The organism is Fibrobacter sp. UBA4297, assembly GCF_002394865.1.
Taxonomy (GTDB): domain Bacteria; phylum Fibrobacterota; class Fibrobacteria; order Fibrobacterales; family Fibrobacteraceae; genus Fibrobacter.
In genome coordinates, this window is record NZ_DGUZ01000012.1 from 1 (window position 1) to 21,975 (window position 21,975).

Below are 21,975 nucleotides of genomic sequence, written 5' to 3' on the forward strand. Positions count from 1 at the left end.
CAAGAACAAAGATTTCTCCTCCCTGAGCGATACTAGCCGCTTCGAGCACAAGGCTTACCGCTTCTGGAATCGTCATAAAGTAGCGGATGATTTCGGGATGAGTAACCGTAACAGGCTTGCCCTGTTCAATTTGGCGCTTAAACAGAGGGATTACACTACCGTTACTGCCAAGCACATTACCAAAACGAGTGACAACAAATTCAGTATTACTGTCTTTCTGCATAGACATGAAACGCACAATCATTTCGCAGCAACGTTTAGAGGCTCCCATAACGTTTGTCGGGTTCACGGCCTTGTCGGTACTGATCATCACAAATTTTTTGACGTTATTGAACATGGCAAGGGTGGCCACGTTAAATGTTCCGATAACGTTGTTCTTAATCGCTTCCATCGGGTTGTTTTCCATCAACGGTACATGCTTATGGGCTGCGGCATGGAAAATCACTTCCGGCTGGTAGGTCTTGAAAATCTGGTTCATGCGGAAATAGTCTCGAACGCTAGCGATAAGCGTGACAAGGTTCAAAGACTTTCCGTATTCCATTACAAGTTCCTGCTGGATATCGTAAGCGTTGTTTTCGTAAATATCGACAATGATAATTTGTTTAGGATTGTACTTTGCAATTTGACGAACAAGTTCACTACCGATGCTTCCTCCGCCACCGGTCACCATACAAACTTTATTTTCGATATAGGCGCGAATATCCTTGTTGTCGAACTTGATTGGATCACGTCCAAGCAAGTCTTCGACCTTGATATCACGGATCTGAGTGGCAAAGCTGGTTGAACCGTCTCCGACATTGGATGTATCTAAAATCGAGCCCACAAAAGGAAGAACCTTTACCGGGAGTCCGGTTTTACCGCACAAGTCCATGATGACCTGGCGATCTTTCGGCTGGCAGCTCGGAATTGCAAAAAGGATCTGTTCGATTTCTTCTTGCTTTGCAATTTTGGGAATATCAGTAGTCGAGCCAGCAACGAGTACGCCTTCAAACATTTTGCCGATCTTATGGCGGTCGTCGTCTATGAGACAGATTGGATTAATCTTTGATGCGTTTGATGTGGCAACGCCGTTTTCTGCATCTTTTGCGCTGTTCTTGATTTCGTTGAGCAAAAGCATAGTGGCATTACCGGCACCGATAATCATGGTGCGTTTTTTTATTGCTTCTTTATGTCCGGTATTGACTAAGGAAATAAATGTTCTTCGGAACATGTAGCGGAAAAGGCACACGCCAAAGCTTGCAATAAAAGCATGTACGAGGGCAAACTCCCAATACAGCACGCCCCTCATTAAATAGAAGACAAAATGGGTAACGATAAGTCCTGTAAAAACACCTTTAACGCAGCTCAAAAAATCATAGCGGTTCAAGTAGCGCCACAGCTTGTTGTATGCCCCAAAGAAAAGAAGCGCACTGAAGCACATGATGACGCTTAAAAAGAAAATGGAAAACTGGTCTGTTCTATCAATGGCGTTTGCATAAAGAGGCAATAAAAAATTGGCAAATAGTCCAGCAACAACAACAATAAATGCATCCGCTAACGCCAAAACCCGTTTACGGATACGAAAATTGGAAAACAAGCTAACTACTTTGGACATACCAAATCCCTACAGATTTATTAAAATCTAGTTGCGAAAGCAACATTATGATTATAAAATAGTTACAAAAGACTACCAATGCAAGGTAGAACGCACAAAAGCACCCCTAATTTCGCCAAAAATCAGCTCAAATTCAAAAGAGGCGTGTCTGCCGCCATAGCTGATGGATGGGGAAATCGTGTATTGCAAGGGAGCCTTGTCTATAAATTTTTTCCGCTGAGTCTTATATGGGTCGTTAATATCGCTGCCGTAATCCACCCCTTTCCAGAGCCACTTGTTGTGCAGGCTAAAGAAAAAACTTGATGATGCGTTCCAGAAAAGGCGGCTGTAAAGCGTCCAGTCGATAGCTAGAGAGTTCGGGCCGTTGGGGTTTCCGAGCGGAAGGCCGAGGTGCGCCATTTGTCCCTGAGCGGTGTCGTAATGGCAGTATGTAAACGGTTCTACGCGTGCGATTTCGGCGATTGTTCCGAGTTGCAAGGGCTTGCCTTTAACCTCCATATCTCGAGCGACTTGGACACCAAGCATGGCTGCCCAGCGGTTGTTGCTATAGCGGTTCTGGTAAACGGCGTAAGGCGATTCCATGTCGTCCAGGAAAAATTCACCGTATATACGGGCCATCTTGAATAGCTGGATGTTCATGTCGATGGCTAGAGCCCCGTTATTCACGCGTTCGGAGTAGTTCCCTTTTTCAATAAACAGCGGTGCTATAGGAACGAACAGCCAAGGCTTATTCTCGTTGTAAAGAATTTGAATTTCAGAAATGCCTAGTGTGAAATTCTTGAAGGAGAGCTCGTAACGATGTGCATAGAGGTTGCGGTCGTTCAGGTTGTCTTTGCTGTAGCTCCAGGAATTTACACGGAGATCTGCGTATACACTGTAGATGCGCAACGGACCAAATGTGAGGTCGAGCGAGAGCATATTGTACGGGAGCGCAAACTGGTTGAGCGAAAGATTGTTGTAGTAGCCTGGGCCCCAATGTAAAACATCGCGAGCGAGCTGGAGTCTTGCCCATGCGTAGTTTAGAGCTAAGTGTGCGCGGTAGCGTGAAAAACTGACGTAATCAATTCCGCCGTCACCTTTGTCTTTTTTCTGGACGTCAAAGACTTCGTGGTCGTAGCTTTTGGGTTTCTTGGCGGCATGGCCTTCTGAGTACATTCTTGCATCGAGATCGAAGTCGAGTGAATCGGCAAAACCGCGGATGAAAAGGCCTCCATCGATTGATGGCCAAATAGTATCACCGAGTGCAGACGAAGACTTGTAGTCTATGCCAAGAATCGGGCTTACCGCAATAGCAAACTTGTGCGAGGAATTGCTATCGCTTTCAAAGAATGCCATCGCGTTTTTGTGATTCTTGTAAAAATCTTTTTGGAACGTTGTATCGCGCCGAGGATAGGTGAAAAAGTGGTTCCCCTCGCCTATTGTTTGACGATGGTATTCAAAAAGCATCGGTGCGTAATCGAGCCCGCGCAGGTTACGAGTGCGTTCAGAACTGATTACAGGAGAACGACCGGTTTCGGCAAAAACCATCGTTGCTAAAATAAGGCCTGTGAAAATAGCTTTCATTTTCCCCTCCGAGTTCAATTATTCTTCGGCGTCTTTGTCAATGACTTCCGCCGCGGAATCGCCATGAAGCGCAACCAGACGAATGCCATCAAGTGTCAAATACGGATCGTAAGTATCGATTATTTTTGTATGGCTTGCAATCGTGCGTCCCCAGCCACCCGTTGCAAAAACTGGAACATCCTTCTTACCCATCTCCTGCTTAATTTTTGCAACAAGCGTTTCGAGTTCCGCCATAAAGCCGAACAAAAGCCCCGCTCGGATAGCATCGTCCGTATTATTAGCAATAAGGCGCTTGGGCCATTCGATGCTCACCGGCAAGAGTCGGGCTGCCTTTTGCGTTAGGACGTCAAGACTTGCGCTAATGCCAGGAATGATGATCCCTCCAGCAAATCCGCCATCCTTCATCACATCAAAAGTGGTCGCCGTTCCCATATCGATGACAATAGCATCTGTCAAGCCGCGTTCTTTGAGTGCAATGATATTGCAGAGTCTATCTGCACCAAGCGTGCTCGGATTTGGGTATGCAATTGGGCAACTGAGGCAGTTGGTCGAACTGACCACCTGTACAGGGCGTTTGAGGAGTGTTTGCAATGCTTTGACCCATGGGCGTTCAAGAGATGGCACCACGGTAGAAAGCCCGACATGCGTTACGGATTCAAGTTTAATCTTAGAAAGATGAATGAGGCCACCCACGCGGTTCATCACTTCATCAGAAGTTGTTTCCTTGCGAGTGGTGAGTCTCCAGTGATCTACAACTTTGTCGCCCTTATATATTCCAAGGACTGTGTGCGTATTGCCCACATCGACCACAAACGACAACGCATTCTTTAAATTCTTTTTCATTGCAATGAAAGATAGTAATAATCAATTAGTTATTGGTTGATGGTTATTGGTCATTGGTTTTTATAATCGCAGCATAGCTGCCAAATTAAAAACTAATAACTAAAGACTAATGACTATTGACTAGTTTAAAAAAAGCCTGCTTCAATTCTCGTGTTGCTTTTTCCGGGTCCGCCGCCTTCATAATGGCCGAAACCGCGCAAATGCCAGAAATTCCTGAGCTCTTGAGCACATCGATATTGTCTTTATTGAGCCCGCCAATCGCATTCACCTTAATCGGTACGGCTTTGACAATTGCCTTGAGCGTATCGACACTTGTGAGAATTGTGACTACTTTAGTAGTCGTCGGATAAATTGCACCAACGCCTAGATAATCCGCACCTTGTTCGTAAGCCTCCAAAGCCTGAGGTACAGTCTTCGTCGTCGCTCCGATTATTTTATCTTCACCCATCAGCTGGCGGGCGATTTTCACGGGCATGTCAGTTTGACCAACATGTACGCCTTCGGCATCGATTGCAAGAGCTACATCGACTCGGTCATCAATAATCAATGGGACATTGTAACGCTTGGTTATTTCGTGTGTCGCTGTCGCAAGCTCCATGTATTCTCGCGTAGAGCGGTTCTTTTCGCGGAGCTGGATTAGCGTTGCTCCGCCTTTGCAGGCTGCTTCTACAGTAGGCAAAAAACGTTCTGCTGGCACGCTTGTGCTATCGGTAATGAAATAGAGCGTAGTATCAAGATTTTTCATGTTTTTAAAGGTAGAAAAAATTGCTCTACTTTGGAATAGAACAGCTTAAAGCTTGAAATCTGTGCGTTTTCTCACGTTTGTTACTTTTTTATCACGAAAATATGTCGCGACCTGTTTTGGTTATCTATTTTTATAAAAAATGGGACGAATCGTCCTACAGACATATGGAGCGATACTATGAAACCGATGAATTCAAAGAGGGGTATTACCCTCATGGAGCTTATGGTGGTTATCGCAATTATGGGCATCCTATCCACCGTTGCTATGCCGAAACTTTTTGGTTTTGGTGAAAAGGCTCGTGAAAAAATCGACTTAATGAAACTTTACGACCTCAGAAACGCCATCAATTTGGCGCTTATTGAGGATGGCGATGCCATGACTCACTATACACCTGTTAAGAAGCAGGATGACAATGCAAAAAATGCTCTCTTGACTAGACTTGTCAATGGTCTTAAATCCGACCGTGGTGCAACGTTGTTTGTGATTGAACTACATAAAACATTGTCAATCAATGTTCAGGGAAGCCATGGTAGCGCAAACAACGCAAACAACATTTGTGAAATGATAGGATACGACGGCACGTTCTATTCGGCTCTAAAGGACGCGAACTTTGAAGGCGTTGCCGATATCATTGCCGATAGAATTTGGAAAAAAGAGAGTGAAGGATCGGAGACTTACACATCCATACCATGGAGAGATAATAATGGATTATGGTATCGAACGGCTCCTAAAAAACAGCTGTTCCAAAGCCGAGCACTCAATCACGGTAAGATAAATGACAATACTCGCTATACCGTCAGTGTTCGTTGGTCCGACCCAAAAAATCCAGGATATTCAGTGGAAGTATACATGATTGAAAACGGACATAATTGGAATTCAGCTTATCTATCCGATAACGGAACCTGTTTCTCCACTTATGGTCGAAAAGCATGTTCCAAGAAGTAATAAAAGTGCCTCGGACAAAATCCGAGGCTTTTTTATCCATCCTTTGACTGCTTCAATAAGTAACAATGCTTTTTAGACGTTGCTACTAATCATCCTATTTGTTTTTACAAGCGGAATCACCCAATGTTGAAAAACAAGTGCCATATTTTCCGCGTCCCGCATCATTCCAATCGCCGCCTATCCAGACAATAACATCTTTTGATGCTGGATATGAAACATTTTGTCCGTTTTCTTTTTTAGTTCCTACGTTCTGCCACTTTATTTTTACGCTATATGTTCCATTGTGCATTGCAGCCACGCCACCTTCAGATATTTTTGTATTTAAAGACCTTGATTCAAAAGGTTTCTGAGAGCAAGTTCTTAATCCACCAGTCCCACCCCGTCCTAGCAAGCAACGAGCCATTACCTCAAAACCAGATTCTTTTAGAACATCAGCAAGAAAACCATTTTGGTAGGATTCATCCATATTTGCAGTTCCCTTTCGGTATCTTGGCGTTGTCTGAGCTACATCGACACCAAACAAAGTCATTCCGCTTTTGTCCTTCAAATACATATCTAAAGTACAGGCTTCTTTACAAAGATCTCCCCAATTGCCGGTTGTTGCACCTGAAATCGAGGTGAATACGCTGTAATCATGTCCAACCAAATTTCTTTCAACGGCTTTCTTAATATTCCAAAGTTTTATCAAATCAAGCCGCTCTCTTGATCGTTCAACTACACCAAATAATTTTGGAACTGCAACTGTTGATAAAATCCCTAGAATTACGATGACAACCATTATCTCAATTAATGAGAAACCTGTGTTTTTTTTGGATGTATTCATAATCGCTCCCTTTTTTTCTTAAATATAGGTATTCACAAAAAAAAGCACCTTTTTCATATTGAAAATGGCGCTTTTTAGGAATCAAATGTGAGCTAAATCATTTTTTCACATTTACACATACAGGTAATCGTTCAGCACGGGCTGCATGCCTTCGCTACTCATGTCGGCGTACATCTTGTCGATGCTGCGACCGTCATTGATTTCGAACTGTTCGTCGCCGCCTTCCCCGTCATCATGACCGCTGTATTTGCTTTCGTGGTCGCCAATGCCGGTCGAAACGCCTGCAGAAATCTTCGTGGCGGCGATTTTTACGATGCCATTGCGGAATTCCTTGCTTTCGCGGCTAGAGACTGTAATCCCCACAAACGGAAGGAAAATGCGGTAGGCGCAGAGCACCTGGCAGAGTTCCTTTTCGTGAACATCGAGCGGGCTGATTTTTTCGTTGTTCACAATCGGACGGAGACGCGGGCAGCTAAGGCTCATTTCGGCATGCGGATACTTCTTTTGCAAGTAGTAAACATGCAGAGCGCTTGCGAGAGCGTCACGGCGGAAATCCGAAAGTCCGAGAAGTGCAGAGAATCCGCAACCACGCATGCCTCCCATGAGGGCGCGTTCCTGAGAATCGAAGCGGTACGGGAATACGCGCTTGTGGCCGAGTAAGTGAAGCTGTTCGTAACGCTTGCGGTCGTACGTTTCCTGGAACACAGTCACGTAATCGACGCCGCATTCGTGCAAATACTTGTATTCATCGACATTCACCGGGTAAACTTCAACGCCTACGAGCTTGAAGTACTTACGGGCAAGCTTACAAGCTTCACCGATGTATTCGACACTGCTTTTGGCGCGGCTTTCGCCGGTGAGCAACAAGACTTCTTCCATGCCGCTATCGGCGATGACCTTCATCTCGTGCTCGATTTGTTCCATGTTCAGCTGCATACGCTTGATGTGGTTGTAGCAGTTGAATCCGCAATAGACGCAGTAGTTTTCACAGTAGTTCGCGATGTAGAGCGGCGTAAAGAGATAGACGTTGTTGCCGAAATGGCGACCCGTCTCAATCTTTGCCTTGGCGGCCATCTGCTCAAGGAACGGAGCCGCAGCCGGTGAAAGCAAAGCCTTGAAATCTTCGATAGAACAGGTGTCGTGCTGCAATGCAAACTGCACATCTCGTGCCGTATATTTGGATGCTTCGTAGCTATCAAATGCCGCAAGAACCTTGTCGCGGATGTCGGATTGAATCACTTCCATTCCCGGCAGGTATTCCATAATGTCCGTGCGGACAGACGGATCCGTTTCGATTCTGTGCTTGCGTTCTAGAGCCGCCGGCGAGAGATTCCCAGAATCAAAAAAGTAATTGTTGTCTTTGCGTTCTGTTGTCATTGCTTTAGTCGTTAGTCAATAGTCAATGGTCAATGTTAGGTTATAGGTTGTAGGCTATAGGGGTTAGGTTAGATAGGCACCTTCGGTGCAATTATTTTCCTAAAACCTAAGACCTAAAACCTAAGTCCTAAAATCAGTCCCTCAAAAAACCTGTGAGCGGATCGGATGCGGATGCTCCACGGGAAAGTACGCGGCCAAGCCCGGCGAGGTAAGCCTTGCGGCCAGCTTCGATAGCAAGCTTGAACGCCGATGCCATTTGCTGGAGGTCGCCAGCCGTTGCAAGAGCGGTGTTTGCCATAATAGCGGCAGCACCCATTTCCATGGCAGCACAAGCTTCGGACGGTTTACCGATGCCAGCATCCACGATAATCGGGAGTTCGATTTCGTCAATCAAAATCTGGATAAAGTCTTTTGTGCAAAGGCCCTTGTTCGATCCAATCGGCGATGCAAGCGGCATCACGGCGGCTGCACCGGCGTTCACGAGATCGCGTGCCACGTTCAAATCCGGGTACATGTACGGCATCACCACAAAGCCTTCCTTCGCAAGTGTTTCGGTCGCTTTGATGGTTTCGGCATTGTCCGGGAGCAAGTACTTGGTATCGCGCATGATTTCGATTTTCACGAAGTCGCCGCAACCAAGTTCACGGGAAAGCCTTGCGATGCGGACTGCTTCTTCGGCATTGCGAGCGCCCGACGTATTCGGCAAAAGCGTAACGTTTTTCGGAATGTAATCGAGGATGTTTTCGTGTTCCTTCGTGTTTGCACGGCGAACGGCAAGCGTTACAATTTGAGCGCCTGCATCCTTGACCGCAGCTTCAATGAGCTTGAGGGAATACTTTCCAGAACCAAGAATAAAACGAGAATCAAATTCATGACCGCCAATAACAAGTTTGTCAGAATTCATTTGCATGTCCTTTATGTTAAACTTCTAGACCGGCGATAATCCGGATAATCGTGAGCGCCTCATGCGCTGCGCAAATCTGCACGCGTGGAGCAAGGAGCGCAAGCCCTTGAGTCACATCGCTCTTGCCATCGCCACAGAGGTAAAAATGTTTTGAAATCTTACGCGTCTTGATGGAATTCGCATCGTCCGTGCCTGCCATTCCAGAAGCTGCGACGAGATACTTTTGCGGATACTTTTCAAGCACAGCGTTTACCAGCATCGACTTTGTTTCGGGATTGTCGAACGCTTCGCATACAACATCAGCGTTAGCCACGAACTTGTCTATGTTTTCTTCCGTGATTTTTTCGTCGTATGCTTCAAGCTCTGTGTACGGTGCTATTTCTTTCAAATTTTCAACGAGCGCAAACGCTTTAGGCTCTCCAACCTGAGATGCCTTGTACTGCTGGCGTTGCAAGTTCGTCACGTCAACACGGTCAAAATCCACGAGAATGAGCTTCTTGATGCCCGCGCGAGCGAGATTGATGGCGACGTTTGAGCCCAGTCCACCTACACCACAGATGGCAACTGTGGCCTGTTCCAATTTTTGAACGATTTCTTCGCCTTGCTTTTGTACGAGTGCGCGTCGGAACTCTTCCCTGCTCGGGATTCGAACGCTTTCCATCACCCGCCTCCAACAAAGTTCACAACTTCGACGACATCCCCCGCTTCGAGGACGACCTCAGCATACTTTGATTTGGGGACGATTTCCAAATTGCGCTCAACGGCGATGCGTTTTGTATCGTAATTTGCGGACGCCAAATATTCGGCAATGGTCATGCCTGCTGCCGTGACGTTTTCACCGTTGATTTTGACTGGATTTGAGTTCAATGGAACCTCCCTACGTTGGCATTATCCAAATCAGGTTCGGTCGAAGTTTTCAACTTCCTCTCAGCCCGTTTTACGAGCTCCCGTAAGCGCCATAAAATTAACTATTGAAGGGGTATTTGGCAAGTAACTAGGGCGGTTGCCGCGCTTTTTCTATAAACAAAAATGCCCCGCGGTGCGGAGCATTTCAAAAGATTTTGAGAAGTAAGATTACTTTTCCTTAGCAAATTTCTTAGAGGCGGCCTTGACCTTCGGATCGTTCTGAGCGTCCTTGATCTTCTGCTTGATACCATCTTCGATGGACTTCTTGAGCTTTGCAGCAAGGTTGGGGAAACGATCTTCCAGGGAATCACTAAAGACAGCCGGCTTCTTTGCAGCAGCAGGAGCACCACCCTTGCGCTTGCCGTTGAACGGGCGCTTTTTCTTGGACGGAGCCTTCTTTACTTGAGATTTTTCTTGGGATTTTGTTTCCTGAGGCTTAACTTCTTCTGTGGATTTGACTTCTGCTTCTTCTGCCATATATATACCTCTTGGAAAATTGTTTAAGTTGACGGGCGCAAAGATAGTAAAAAATCGAGAAAAAGCAAGTGAGAGGTTAGGGGTTAGGTATTAGGTTTTAGGGGTTAGGGTAAATAATCATTTGCTACGCAAATTTTTAAAGGGCGGCAAAGCCGCGACTTTTTCCCTACAACCTGTAACCTAAAACCTACGACCTATTTTCCAGCCAATGCGCGAGGACGGTGATGTCGGCGGGGCGCACTCCGGGCACGCGGCTTGCTTGCCCAAGCGTTAGCGGCTTGTGGGCGTTGAGGCGCTGGCGGCTTTCAATGCTAATGGCCGTAATGGACATGTAATCGAAGTCTGGCGAGAGCTTGACCTTTTCCATCTTCTTCTGGTCGTCAATTTCGCGTTCCTGACGGTCGAAGAACCCGGCATAAAGCTCTTCGGCATACATGTACCACTGGTCTCGGCGCGTGATTTTAGCATCGGGAGCAGCCACCTTGAAGAACGTTTCAGGGTCGATTCCTGGACGGCGGAGCACGTTAATCCAACGGGTGCGTTCGGATGCAAGAGCTTGACCGCCCGCTTCGAGAATGACGTTTGCCTCTTCCGGCGTTGCAGAAGTTTCCGTAAATTGCGTCTTGAGACTTGTCATGAGGTCGCGGCGGCGAGTCCAGTCTTCCCAATCGCGGTCGCTGATCATGCCAATCTTGCGGGCCTTTTCCTTGAGGCGCATTTCGGCATTGTCACTGCGGAGGAACAGGCGGTATTCGGCTCGGCTCGTGAACATACGGTACGGTTCATCGAGCAATATGTTTACAAGATCATCGACCATCACGCCGAGATAGCTTTCGGAGCGCCCGAGAATGAAGGGTTCTTCGCCCTTGACCTTGAGAGCGGCGTTGATGCCTGCCATAAGACCCTGACCGGCGGCTTCTTCGTAACCGCTCGTGCCGCAGACCTGGCCCGCAAAATAGAGTCCCGGAACATTCTTGCATTCGAACGTCGGATAAAGCTGCGTGGCGTCTACGGAATCGTATTCCACGGCGTAACCAATTTGCAGAACCCTAGCACGTGTGAGGCCCGGAATTGTGTGGATGGCGGCAAGCTGGATGTCCGCTGGCAAGCTGGAACTGAAACCGTTGATATAGACACGCCCGATATCAGCCTGTTCCGGTTCGAGGAACAGCTGGTGCCCGTCGCGGTCGCCAAAACGGTTGATTTTATCTTCGATACTCGGGCAGTAGCGCGGGCCCTTGCCGTGGATACGGCCGCTGAACATCGGGCTGTCCTTGAAGCCGCTGCGCAGAATGTCGTGCGTCTTGATGTTCGTGCGAGTAATCCAGCAAACGCAATCGTTGCGGATAAACTTGTTAATCTGGTCTCCCCAGAATTTGTCTGGAGTTAATCCGTCAAAATGGCGGTCGCTCATCGGCCACGGATGCTCGTCGCCATGTTGCACGTCGCATTCGTTAAAGTCGATAGAATCTGGATCCAGGCGGCTCGGTGTACCTGTTTTGAGGCGGCGCAGACGGATGCCATTTTTTGCTAAACATTCTGAAAGTTTGTCTGCACTCGGTTCGCCCACTCGCCCACCGATGCTTGTTTCAAGGCCGGTGAACATCTTGGAGGCAAGGAACGTTCCACTCGTCACCACAATCGCACGCGTGATATAGCGGTCGCCATTCAAAAGCGTTAGTTCCAAACGTCCGTCGTTCATACGTTCAAACGAAGCCAGTTCCCCCTGGATTAGCGTAAGTCCTGGCAAGCTTTCCATCGTTTCGCGGGCAACTTCGCTGTAATACTTCATATCGCACTGCGCACGCGGTCCCCAAACGGCGGGGCCCTTGCTCATGTTGAGCATACGGAACTGGATGCCAGCCTTGTCGGTCAAAAGCCCCATGAGGCCACCGAGAGCATCGATATCGCGAACGATTTGACCTTTAGCAACGCCACCGACTGCCGGGTTGCACGACATTCTGCCAATAGCGTTCAAATCCATCGTGAGCATGGCGGTTTTGACACCAATCTTCCATGCGGCATGTGTGGCTTCAATACCGGCGTGACCGCCACCGACAACGACAACATCAAATTCTGCGATAATCATGCGCCAAATTTAAAAAATATGAATCAATACGGCTATAGAAAAACGCACCCTCGAGAGGATGCGTCTTTAAGTTTTTGAAAAAGCTAAAGATTACTTTTTGACCTTTGCCTTAGCGTCTTTCTTGACTTCAGGCTTTGCTTCAGGAGCCTTAGCAGAATCAGCAGCCTGCTTCACTTCAATCTTCCATTCAACGTTCTTGCCGTTGAGAAGTTCTGCGATTTCTTTCTTCAAGTCGTCTTTTTCACGTTCGAAGGCGGCGTACTGCTTGTAGGTGCCGTCCGGATTCACGAGGTAGACCTTCGGAACGTAGCCATCGCTGTAGAGTTCACCGAACTGGCGGGATTCGTCCCAAATAACGCTAATCGTTTCATCAAACTTGGCGTCGTCGATAAAGCGACGAATGCCCGGCTTGTTATTTCCACCGCTAGCGACAGAAACAGTCGTAAGTCCCTTCGGTGCAAATTCCTTTGCGATTTCGAGAATCTGCGGAGCAGCGTGTGCGCAGTGACCGCATGTAGCAGAGAAGTAGAACATGAGGAGCGGCTTACCAGCGAATGCGCTCAAGTCTTCGGCCTTGACCGTAATGCCCGAAGCCTTCACGCTGAAGTTCATCTTGGCGGGCATGCCATTTGCAAGCGTATCGCCACGGAGATTAGCAACTTCTGCCTTAAGCTTTTCTTCTTCAGCCTGCTGCTTCTTAGTCATTTCTTCACGAAGAATTTTGGCCTTTTCGTTATAGCGCATTCCGATAGCCCTGAGGGAATCATCCGGAAGAGCAAGAACCTGCGTTGTGTCGCGCACCTTCTTTGCGGCATCGCGGAGGCCAAGCACAAAATAGTCACCGTCAAATTCGGTCTGGAACTGGCGACCAATGTTATAGAACTGGTTCCCAAATTGGACACCGACAACATAAGAAAATTTTTGCAGTTCCGACGCTTCTGCGGAAAGTTTCACGTTGGCATTTTGAACAGCGGGAGCCGCTTCAACCGGCAGTGCCTTACGGACAGAATCGACATAAGCACGAATTTGTTCATCGTTCTTATCTTTGGTTACCGTCGAGTCCGGCTGAGTTTTGAAATAGCGTTCACGCATGGCGTTCTGAATGCGTCTGCTGACAGCGGCAATAGAATCTTCCGAAAGTTGGAGCTTGGCGGCTGTATCGTTCAGGTTGGCGATAGCATCGCGGAAAGCCTGAACCGTAGCATCTTCATCAAGGCCATACCCTGTCTGCCACGGAAGGTTTGTAAAATTCTGAAGGCCGAACTGAGCACCAAGCATATAGGCAAACTTTTGGTCATCAGCGGAATCCGGCGTAATAGCAGCCACTTTTGCAATCGGTTTCTGTGCTTCGCCACAAGCCACCAAGGCAAGGGCTGCTGCACCAAGAGCAATTTTTTTCAGTTTCATTTTTTAGACTCCTAAGTCATAAAATCTCTAGGAATGTATTCATTCCTATTTTCGCGTGTTAATATACATATTTTTTAGCGGAGTGAATCACGGACAAAACCATTTTTAGGCATTCCGTCAAGGACTTTAAACGAAGTTGCCCCGATAACTGCGCCATCTTTGTATGCCGTTTCTACGCGATAGTCCCCGCTAGGGATATTTTTCTTTTTGGAATAGCTTCGATAGCCCATATCTCGCCCACCACGAATCACCATCCGACTTGACGAAATCTTGTCCGTCAATTTAAATTTTCCGGTAGAAGGTTCTTTGTAGTACCAGCGGAATTCTACGGGTGCTTTGAGTTCTGCCGGGCCGTAAACCGAGGACATAAAATAAATTTCTTCCCCTTCGTCTTTATGGATTGTCGCTTGACTAAATCCGATTTTTTGCCAAAAATTTAAATGGTCCGCATCGCAGGAATAAGAAACGTTATCAAAATTTTTGCAGACAATTTGCTGTTTCAGCACAAGTGGCACAGGAGCTATCCAATTTGCCATATAAGCGACGGATAAAATAAATGTAATTGCAACTGGAGCTACAAGAGTTCGCTTATGACGTTCCGACTTTAACCAAAGTAAATAGCAAATTCCTATAGAAATAAAGGTGCTTAAAAAGAACCAGAACGCCCCCATTCCGTGTACCAAATGTGGAATCAAGAAGTTAAAGAACATCGTTCCGAGCAGGCAAAAGAACGCAAGGCTCACTCCAAATTTTTCATATTTCTGTTTCAAAAATTCGTTGCCGATAAGGAGCGCAATTAGGATTAATACGATGATAAATGCAGCTATGGAACCAGAGCTTTTGAAATAGCAAATGACAAGTGCGCTGTAAAGGTTTCCAAAACAAAATTGCACTACCCAAGTCAAGCGGTCTATCCAAGCAACCGGCCATTCGTGATTCATCGCCCTGCTGATTATATTTTTTGAAATTTCAACGGGGGATTCCTCTGCGCAACAATCGTCGCGACAAGTAACGGGTTTTCGCGTAGCTATAAAGTATATCGAGACTAGAGCAAGCATATAATAGAATAACAAGAATATGAGGTCAGAGCCATAGACCCTGCTCCCAATCGTCCACGAATCCCAACTGAACCCGCCTAAAAAGGCGATAGCTGGGAAAAATCGCTCGACCTTTTGCACGGCGGATTTTTCCCGCAACCTGTTTAAAAATTCCATGACAGTAAGATAAAAAAACAATCCATAAAGATTAACATTCTCTCGGATCGCGCATTTAATCTCTTGTCTAATTTCTAAATTTACGCCGTAAAAATTTTAAAAGGCAAAAACAATGAAACTCTCCAAGTACTTTTACGTCACGCTCCGCGAAACGCCGAGCGATGCCACCATGCCCTCCCACATCTTCCTCATGCGCGGCGGCTACATCAAGCCCGTTTCTACCGGTATCTACTCCATGATGCCGATGGGTTTCCGCGTGATCCAGAAGATTGTAAACATCATCCGCGAAGAAATGAACAAGATTGGCGGTATCGAAGTGGACCTGCCGGTGGTGCAGACCGCTGAACTCTGGAGCGAATCGGGTCGTTACCAGGCCATTGGCGAAGAACTGCTGCGCTTCAAGGACCGCAACAACCACAACATGGTGCTCGCCATGACCCACGAAGAAGCCATGACCGACCTCGTGCGCTACGTGCTCAACAGCTACAAGCAGCTGCCGGTAATGCTCTACCAGTTCAAGACCAAGTACCGCGACGAAGCCCGCGCCCGCGGCGGTCTTATCCGCGTCCGCGAATTTCTGATGAAGGATGCCTACAGCTTCCACACCAGCCAGGAAGACCTCGACCGTCACTACCAGGAAGAATACGACGCTTATCTCCGCATCTACCGTCGCGTGGGCATTGAACCGGTGGTGGTGCAGAGTGATACGGGTATCATGGGCGGTAAGGTCGCTCACGAATTCATGCTCGATACTCCGAACGGCGAAGACTACTTGATTCTTTGTAAGAAGTGCGGCTACCAGGCCAACCGCGAAATCGCGAAGTTCCAGCGTGTGCCGTTCAAGGGCGACGAAAATGCAGCACTCGAAAAGGTCGAAACTCCGCACTGTGCAAGCATCGACGAACTCACCAAGTTCCTGAACGTTCCTGCCGAATCTACCGCCAAGTGCGTGTTCTTCGACTTCGAAGGCAAGCTCATCACGGTCGTGGTTCCGGGCAACCTCGACGTTTCCGAAATCAAGCTCCACAACTTGCTGAAGGCCAAGGAACTCTACCCGGCCGAAGACAGCCTCATCAAGGCTTGCGGCATGGTTCCGGGATTTGCTTCCCCGATTAACGCTCACGACACCCGCATCATCGTGGACGAAGCAATCGCCGATTCCTTCGACCTCGTGACCGGCGCCAACGAAGAAGGCTTCCACTTCAAGCATTGCAACCCGAAGCGCGACTTCCCGAAGTTCGAAGTGGCCGACATCGCCGAAGCGAGCGAAGTCTGCAAGTGCCCCTGCTGCGGCGAGCTCCTCACCGAGACTCGCGGCATTGAAATGGGCAACATCTTCAAGCTCGGCACCAAGTTCTCTGAATCTATGGGTGCCAAGTTCCTCACCGCCGAAAAGACAACCGCTCCCGCCATCATGGGCTGCTACGGCATCGGCGTGGGCCGCTTGATGGCTTCCGTCGTGGAAAACAGCCACGATGACTTCGGACCGATTTGGCCCAAGTCCATCGCCCCGTTCCAAGTGGAAATCGTCCCCATCGGCAAGGAAGCTGAACTCGTGGAACTCGCTGAAAAGTTCGAAAAGGAACTCGAAGCAGCCGGCATCGACGTGCTCGTAGATGACCGCGACGAACGTCCGGGCGTCAAGTTCAAGGACGCCGACCTCTGGGGTTCTCCGGTGCGTATCGCTATCGGCAAGAAGGGACTCGCCAACGGCGAAGTCGAATGGAAGTTCCGCAACGAGAAGGAATTCACCATGGTCAAGGTCGAAGACGTTATCGCCAAGGCCAAGGAATACTTCGCTGAATAAACGTGTCATTCCCGCCTTGAGCGGGAATCTCCTTTTTTAAAAATTGCAAGCCTGCTTTACGAGCAGGCTTTTTTCTTTGCTCTATTGCCCCATCCCTGTAAAATTGATTATCTTATAAATATATGATGAACTCTATTGACTGGTCTGTGGGCTGGTGCTACGTCTGCACCGTGCTCTTGCTTTTATTGATTGTCACCATTTTACTGTTGCTCGATTACTGGAAAAGGCAACGGCTTTATACACTCTTTGCTGGCAACCTGGGTGAGTTCATCGTCGTACTTTCCGACAAGTTTGAATTCATCAGTTCACTTCCGCAGTTCATGTCGGACCCGCTCTTTGACAATTTGAGCAAGGACCGCTTGTTCCGAGATATTCTTCCGCCGAAGGACTGGGCTCGTCTCAAACTTTACTTTGACGATATCGACAAGCATCCCGAAATGCCGTTCATGTTCTCGTACAAGCGTGATGACGGCACCATGCTCTGGTTCGAAATGCGTTGCCAGCACCAACGCCTTTCGATGGACGAGTCTCGTTACATCTGCTTGATTAAGAACATTTCTAACACGGTCGAAAACCAGCATCGTTTGGATGAAGCCGAAACAAAGCTGAAATCGCTCTTGCGCAACACGGGTGACTTCCTGTGGAAATTTGATTTCGAAAGCCGTCAGCTTTTTTTGCTCACGCCGATGATGGATGATGACTATCGCGACGTTCCTCGCTCTGGAGGTGTGATTGACATTGAATCGCTCATGCCAGAAGACGACTTCAAACTGCTCGAACGCGTGATGAACGAATGTATGATGAAAGCCGGTGGCGAAGCCGCCTATGACGACAAAGGCCACTTGCTCGACGAACAGAGCCAACTCAATCGCCTCGCCAATGAAAACGCACGATTTGACACGCTCAAAATCCGTTGCTGGAATAGTGAAAAAAATCTCGTCTGGTATGATTTCCGAGGTCACCTTTCCCCTGACGACGAAGACCGCATCGTGATGATGGGATCAGCCCGCCGCGTAGAAACATCTCCCGAAATTCCGTTCCTCATGAAGAGTGGTGTCGAAGAATCTCTAATAAATTCTTTCTTCAATTTTCCAAACGTTGGTGTTTTCTGGGTTGACCGAAACTTCAATATTCTAGGATGCAACAACGCCTTTGCAACAGATTTTGGATTTGCAAAGACAAACGAAGTCGTAAATAAATCATTGCGCGATGTCATCTCCGTCAAATACCTCCCCTACTACGAATCTATGATCAAGGATGTATTTGACAATGGTTCACAAAAGAGCTGGAAAGGAAAATTTGATGACAGCGACTGGATTTGTACCATCAACGTCGTGCCCATGCTCAAGTCGCTCCTCAAGTCCGGCTATACCGTGAGCCGCGTGCTTTGCGTCTATATGCGAATCTCAGGATAAGTCGGTTTCTTGTAGGATGTCGTAATCTCATACTCTGAAACATCTTTAAAGAATGTTATCGGGAATGTGACGACATCACTTGATTTCAACTCCCGGAATATCCAACGGCTTATTGCGTTCTTGACTTCGTCATCGAAATTTTTATTGCCGGTATTCGAAGATTGAATATCAATTTTTTGGACGAATCCGTTTACATCAATATTCAACTGAAAAACTATAGTTCCGCTAAAATCTGGATCGACATCGTCTTGATTATTCTTTTGGCATGCCTTTGCGCGATTTCTGTTTAAATGTTTGTTATAAATGTGACGCAATCCAGGTATCCGTTGACGAATGACTCTTAAAATCGATGCTTTATCATATATAACTCCGTTTGATAATATTAATTCGTCCTTCGTCGGTGTGTTTACTGCACCTTTTACTCTACTCATAAGCACTGCAGGAGAACCGTAAAGAAGACCATCAAGTCTTTCAAAATTAGTGATATCTTTTATCGGATGATGAAAGTCAAATGACAGCGAAACAATATTTTTACCAACATCTTTAAAATGAGTCCGCTTCAGAAGTTCTATAATTTTCTTTTCAAAGCCTTTATGTACTTTATTATCAACTTTATCGAATTCAATCTTTTTAACAGAACCTTTTTCATTTATGAAAATGTCTAAAGTTAAAAAGAGATGATTCCATTCTTCGTGAACATCCTTTTTGTAAAACGAATCATAGGTTTTAAACAAATCTTTTGATTTTTTACGAAGGATATTGGCAATTTTCTCTACATCATTATTATAGAGGCTATCATCAATTAGAACAGCTCTTGATATCTTTATTTCAACGTTATTTGCATTAAATTGAGTTTGGTCAAACCTATAGTCTCTCTTTGGAGGTTCGTTCAGCAGTTCATAAACATTATCAAGAACTTTTTGTTTTTCTTGAATTGTGACACTGGATTTGTCATAAACTGTTTTTTTCGATTCATTCGGATATTCAATTTTAGTGTTTTCCTGTTCCGTAGATTTTTCCGCAATCTTATCAACATCGCTGCACCCCGCCCACAGCATCGCCGCAGCCAAGAGCACAAACATACCCAAATATTTTCCGAAAAAATTCGCCATAATTTATATATACAAAATATATGGATGAAAAAACTCCAGCCTCATTAGAGACTGGAGCTTTTGAAATGTTCAAGATTCTCCGAGAAGGAGGTGCCCGCTCGGTGGCGGGCATGACACCGGGTAAATTAACCCAATGTCACTTCGACCTTATGAACACCCTTCGTAAAGATCGGGGCGACGTTGGAATCGATTTCCTGACCGTCAACAACCATCTTTGCAACGCCCTTGCAGACGTGATCCGGGTTCTTCACTGTGATCTGGTAGGTAGCACCGCGGAACTTACGGGTTGCTTCGAAGCCATTCCATGCGCTCGGGATGCAAGGATCGACAACGAGACCGTTGAAGCTTGCGCGGATACCGAGAATGAACTGCGTTGCAGCTTGATACGTCCAAGTAGAAGTACCGGAGAGCCATGCGTTACGGCCCATACCGAACTGCTTGTGTTCGTCACCGAGGATGTTCTGCGGATAGCAGTACGGTTCAGATTCGAACACGTCGAGGATGTCGTTCTTGGAAGCCGGGTTGATCTGGTTGTAGTACTGGAAGGCGTTGTCGCCACGGCCGAGGATAGTTTCGGCAATCATCACCCACGGGTTCGTGTGGAGGAAGATACCGCCGTTTTCCTTTGCTCCAGGAGGATAGGTGGAGATGCCACCGACAGCCGGTTCAAAGCCACGGTAACCCGGAGTAGAGCTCTTCACACCGTACTTGGTGTTGAGGAGCTTGTTCAAGCTGTCCATGCCCTGCACTGCGCGGTCGCCGAAAGCGATGCCAGCGATGACCGGCCAGGACTGGCCGTTGCAGTAAATCTTGCCGTACTTGGCAGAGGAAACGCCGTAGCCGTTGCCGTCCTTATCGAACCAACGAGTCCACCACTTGCCATCCCAAGCGCTGTCGTTGAAAGCCTTCTTGACATCTTCGTACCAGCCCTTGTACATTTCAACGGCTTCCTTGTCGCCGAGAGCTTCTTCAATGCCCATCATTTCGAGCAAAGCCTTTGCGTACAAAGCAGTGTTGAACGTAGATTCTGCACCGAGCGGGAGGTTCATGCAGTCGTTCCAGTCGGCAAAGCCGAGGAGCGGGAGGTTGTGCTGGCCGAGGTGTTCGCGAGTGAACTTGAGAGCGCGCTTCAAGTGTTCGAGGACCGTGCCAGTCGGACGTTCAGCATGCTTCTTGCCTGCAACGTAGAACGGAATTTCTTCGCTCAGGAAATCCATCTTGCCTGTTTCCTTGAGGTAGGTAGCGACAGTGAGGACGATCCAGAGGTGGTCATCGCCGTACCAGTCGGCATACATCGGATTGCCGTTAGCGTCGAGGACGCCAGCCTTTTCGCGGGAGTCACCGGCGTTGGCTTCGTTGCCGTTGTCTTCGGCAAGGGCAAGCGGAGCGTACTGGTGCATAGCGTTACCTTCCGGACGCTGCACGGAGATGAGATTCTTCGTAAGAACGAGAGCTTCTTCAGGCATGTGGCTCATGACGCCCATGAGGTCCTGAGTAGAGTCACGGTAACCGATACCGCGGCTGGTGCCGTAGCCCAACTGATAGAGGGACAGGTAGCGGCTCCAGTTCTTGGTGGTGTGGCACTGACGCGGGTTGTGCACGTTCACCATCGTGTTGAAGGATGCATCCGGAGTCTTGACCTGGATTGTGGAGAGGTAGTTTTCCCAGAACTTTGCGAGTTCGTCGAAAGCCTTGTCCACGTTCTTCAAGTCGCGGTACTTCTTGATAGCCTTGGCCGCAACCTTGAGGCTCTGTTCCTGACCGAGCTGGGTGCAGGTACGGAAAGTCTTCTTGGCTGCGATCTTGCCAGCGTGGATCATGAGAGCGGCAATGTTATCGCCACGGTCGCATTCGCTATTTGCAAGTTCCTTGTTCTGGAGGCTGAGCGGATTTGCCCAGGAACCCATTTCGTTCTGACCGAGGAATACGCGGCGGTCACCATCGAAGCTACCGACCTTGCAGTCTGCAGTAACGTAGTTCACGGCGTAGTCACGCTTCATGTAAGCGTATTGTTCCAAAACGACGTGGCCGTCCTTTTCCCAGTGGCCCTTGAGGGTCATGGTCTGCGGAACCCAGTCGGCGTTCGTGAGCTGCTTTTCAGCTTCGAAGTGGCTGAATTCATAAACCGGGATGATGTCCACTTCCTTAGCGCCACCGGCGATGTTCGTCACCTGGATGTCCTGGAGAAGCGTGTTGGAGCCCGTCGGGACGAAAATCGTGACCTGCACGCGGAGACCGAAAGCTTCGGCAATCCAGCGCATGTAGGAAAGACCCACGTGGCATTCCCACTTGTCAAGTTTGACGAGTGTCGGAACGTAGAACGGGGAGAAAATCTTGTAGCTCTTGCCATCCTTGATACGGATGTAGATAGTGCTGGCCTTGAAGTCAGAGCACGGCATCTGTGCAATGTACTTGGTGATACGGTTGAGAGCCGGGTCGCCTTTGCAAACGAGAGTGCCGCCGGTCGTATCGACGATACCGCCGAAGTTGAGAGTACCGACGTAGTTGCACCACTTGATCGGGGTAGCCGGGGTGGTGAGCACGTATTCTTTTGCAGCGTCATCAAAGTAGCCATACTTTGGGGCAGCGACCTTAGCGGTCTTCTTTGCCGGGGCCTTCTTTGCAGCGCTCTTCTTCACTGTTTTTGTAGCCATTGTATCTCCGTTAGAGAGGGGGTGTTGTAAAAAGTGATTAGTGGTTGGTGATTAGTGGTTAGGAACCCTATCAGAAACCGTTAAAACTTTTGCGGGGTAA

19 protein-coding genes and 1 riboswitch are annotated in these 21,975 nt (G+C 47.8%); of the genes, 4 read left to right on the forward strand and 15 right to left on the reverse strand.

Annotated elements, in window-relative coordinates:
• Positions 1 to 1,288 (reverse strand): nucleoside-diphosphate sugar epimerase/dehydratase (locus tag B3A20_RS05960; protein ID WP_349680069.1); only part of this gene is annotated, 1,288 nt, incomplete at its 3' end.
• Positions 1,289 to 1,303: 15 nt separating this feature from the next.
• Between B3A20_RS05960 and B3A20_RS05965 the strand changes: the two genes are divergently transcribed.
• Positions 1,304 to 1,432: a hypothetical protein gene (locus tag B3A20_RS05965; RefSeq protein ID WP_290762786.1), complete on the forward strand. Its 129-nt coding sequence runs from the start codon at positions 1,304 to 1,306 to the stop codon at positions 1,430 to 1,432.
• A 234-nt stretch (positions 1,433 to 1,666) separates the two neighbouring features.
• Here the strand turns inward: B3A20_RS05965 and B3A20_RS05970 are convergent, their stop codons facing one another.
• From B3A20_RS05970 to thiE, 3 genes are all read right to left on the reverse strand, one after another.
• A complete protein-coding gene (locus tag B3A20_RS05970; protein WP_290762788.1) occupies positions 1,667 to 3,157 on the reverse strand; it encodes a hypothetical protein in 1,491 nt (496 codons plus the stop codon).
• 18 nt (positions 3,158 to 3,175) lie between these two features.
• On the reverse strand, positions 3,176 to 4,000 hold the full coding sequence (locus B3A20_RS05975; RefSeq protein WP_290762789.1) for a type III pantothenate kinase: 825 nt from the start codon (positions 3,998 to 4,000) through the stop codon (positions 3,176 to 3,178).
• A gap of 106 nt (positions 4,001 to 4,106) precedes the next feature.
• Positions 4,107 to 4,745 carry a thiamine phosphate synthase gene (gene thiE / locus B3A20_RS05980; RefSeq protein ID WP_290762790.1) on the reverse strand — a complete coding sequence of 213 codons (639 nt, stop codon included), beginning with the start codon at positions 4,743 to 4,745 and terminating at the stop codon, positions 4,107 to 4,109.
• Positions 4,746 to 4,922: 177 nt separating this feature from the next.
• Here thiE and B3A20_RS05985 point away from each other — a divergent pair, with 177 nt between their 5' ends.
• The gene (locus B3A20_RS05985) at positions 4,923 to 5,690 is read left to right on the forward strand and encodes a type II secretion system protein (protein ID WP_290762791.1); all 768 of its coding nucleotides are present in this window, start codon (positions 4,923 to 4,925) and stop codon (positions 5,688 to 5,690) included.
• Between the two features lie 94 nt (positions 5,691 to 5,784).
• On the opposite strand, the gene B3A20_RS05990 is transcribed toward B3A20_RS05985, so the two are convergent.
• The 9 genes from B3A20_RS05990 to B3A20_RS06030 all read right to left on the reverse strand — a co-directional run bounded on the left by B3A20_RS05990 (position 5,785) and on the right by B3A20_RS06030 (position 14,383).
• Positions 5,785 to 6,513 carry a type II secretion system protein gene (locus B3A20_RS05990; protein WP_290762792.1) on the reverse strand — a complete coding sequence of 243 codons (729 nt, stop codon included), beginning with the start codon at positions 6,511 to 6,513 and terminating at the stop codon, positions 5,785 to 5,787.
• Between the two features lie 111 nt (positions 6,514 to 6,624).
• Positions 6,625 to 7,890 (reverse strand): 2-iminoacetate synthase ThiH, encoded by a 1,266-nt coding sequence (thiH, locus tag B3A20_RS05995; protein ID WP_173562427.1) that lies wholly within the window; start codon positions 7,888 to 7,890, stop codon positions 6,625 to 6,627.
• 133 nt (positions 7,891 to 8,023) lie between these two features.
• Positions 8,024 to 8,794, reverse strand: coding sequence for a thiazole synthase (locus B3A20_RS06000; RefSeq protein ID WP_088639744.1), 771 nt, complete (start codon positions 8,792 to 8,794; stop codon positions 8,024 to 8,026).
• Positions 8,795 to 8,810: 16 nt separating this feature from the next.
• Positions 8,811 to 9,455 (reverse strand): thiamine biosynthesis protein ThiF, encoded by a 645-nt coding sequence (thiF, locus tag B3A20_RS06005; RefSeq protein ID WP_173562424.1) that lies wholly within the window; start codon positions 9,453 to 9,455, stop codon positions 8,811 to 8,813.
• Positions 9,455 to 9,661 (reverse strand): sulfur carrier protein ThiS, encoded by a 207-nt coding sequence (gene thiS / locus B3A20_RS06010; RefSeq protein ID WP_173562422.1) that lies wholly within the window; start codon positions 9,659 to 9,661, stop codon positions 9,455 to 9,457. Before thiS ends, thiF begins: the two co-directional genes overlap by 1 nt.
• Positions 9,652 to 9,756: riboswitch (TPP riboswitch) on the reverse strand. Its footprint overlaps the gene before it by 10 nt.
• Positions 9,757 to 9,868: 112 nt before the next feature.
• Positions 9,869 to 10,177 (reverse strand): hypothetical protein, encoded by a 309-nt coding sequence (locus tag B3A20_RS06015; protein WP_290762799.1) that lies wholly within the window; start codon positions 10,175 to 10,177, stop codon positions 9,869 to 9,871.
• A gap of 187 nt (positions 10,178 to 10,364) precedes the next feature.
• Entirely contained in the window at positions 10,365 to 12,266 is a 1,902-nt protein-coding gene (gene mnmG, locus B3A20_RS06020; protein WP_290762801.1) for a tRNA uridine-5-carboxymethylaminomethyl(34) synthesis enzyme MnmG, read from the reverse strand.
• 90 nt (positions 12,267 to 12,356) lie between these two features.
• Positions 12,357 to 13,673 (reverse strand): FKBP-type peptidyl-prolyl cis-trans isomerase N-terminal domain-containing protein, encoded by a 1,317-nt coding sequence (locus tag B3A20_RS06025; protein WP_290762803.1) that lies wholly within the window; start codon positions 13,671 to 13,673, stop codon positions 12,357 to 12,359.
• A 74-nt stretch (positions 13,674 to 13,747) separates the two neighbouring features.
• Entirely contained in the window at positions 13,748 to 14,383 is a 636-nt protein-coding gene (locus B3A20_RS06030; RefSeq protein WP_290762805.1) for a DUF2914 domain-containing protein, read from the reverse strand.
• A gap of 616 nt (positions 14,384 to 14,999) precedes the next feature.
• Here B3A20_RS06030 and B3A20_RS06035 point away from each other — a divergent pair.
• Positions 15,000 to 16,694, forward strand: a complete 1,695-nt coding sequence (locus tag B3A20_RS06035; RefSeq protein WP_290762807.1) for a proline--tRNA ligase — start codon at positions 15,000 to 15,002, stop codon at positions 16,692 to 16,694.
• Between the two features lie 122 nt (positions 16,695 to 16,816).
• A complete protein-coding gene (locus tag B3A20_RS06040) occupies positions 16,817 to 18,109 on the forward strand; it encodes a PAS domain-containing protein (protein WP_290762809.1) in 1,293 nt (430 codons plus the stop codon).
• On the opposite strand, the gene B3A20_RS06045 is transcribed toward B3A20_RS06040, so the two are convergent.
• Together B3A20_RS06045 and B3A20_RS06050 are read right to left on the reverse strand one after the other, a co-directional pair.
• Positions 18,088 to 19,221 (reverse strand): AgmX/PglI C-terminal domain-containing protein, encoded by a 1,134-nt coding sequence (locus B3A20_RS06045; protein ID WP_290762811.1) that lies wholly within the window; start codon positions 19,219 to 19,221, stop codon positions 18,088 to 18,090. The two genes, B3A20_RS06040 and B3A20_RS06045, sit on opposite strands and share 22 nt — an antisense overlap.
• Before the next feature lie 125 nt (positions 19,222 to 19,346).
• Positions 19,347 to 21,875 carry a GH36-type glycosyl hydrolase domain-containing protein gene (locus B3A20_RS06050; RefSeq protein ID WP_290762813.1) on the reverse strand — a complete coding sequence of 843 codons (2,529 nt, stop codon included), beginning with the start codon at positions 21,873 to 21,875 and terminating at the stop codon, positions 19,347 to 19,349.
• Positions 21,876 to 21,975 lie beyond the last annotated feature (100 nt).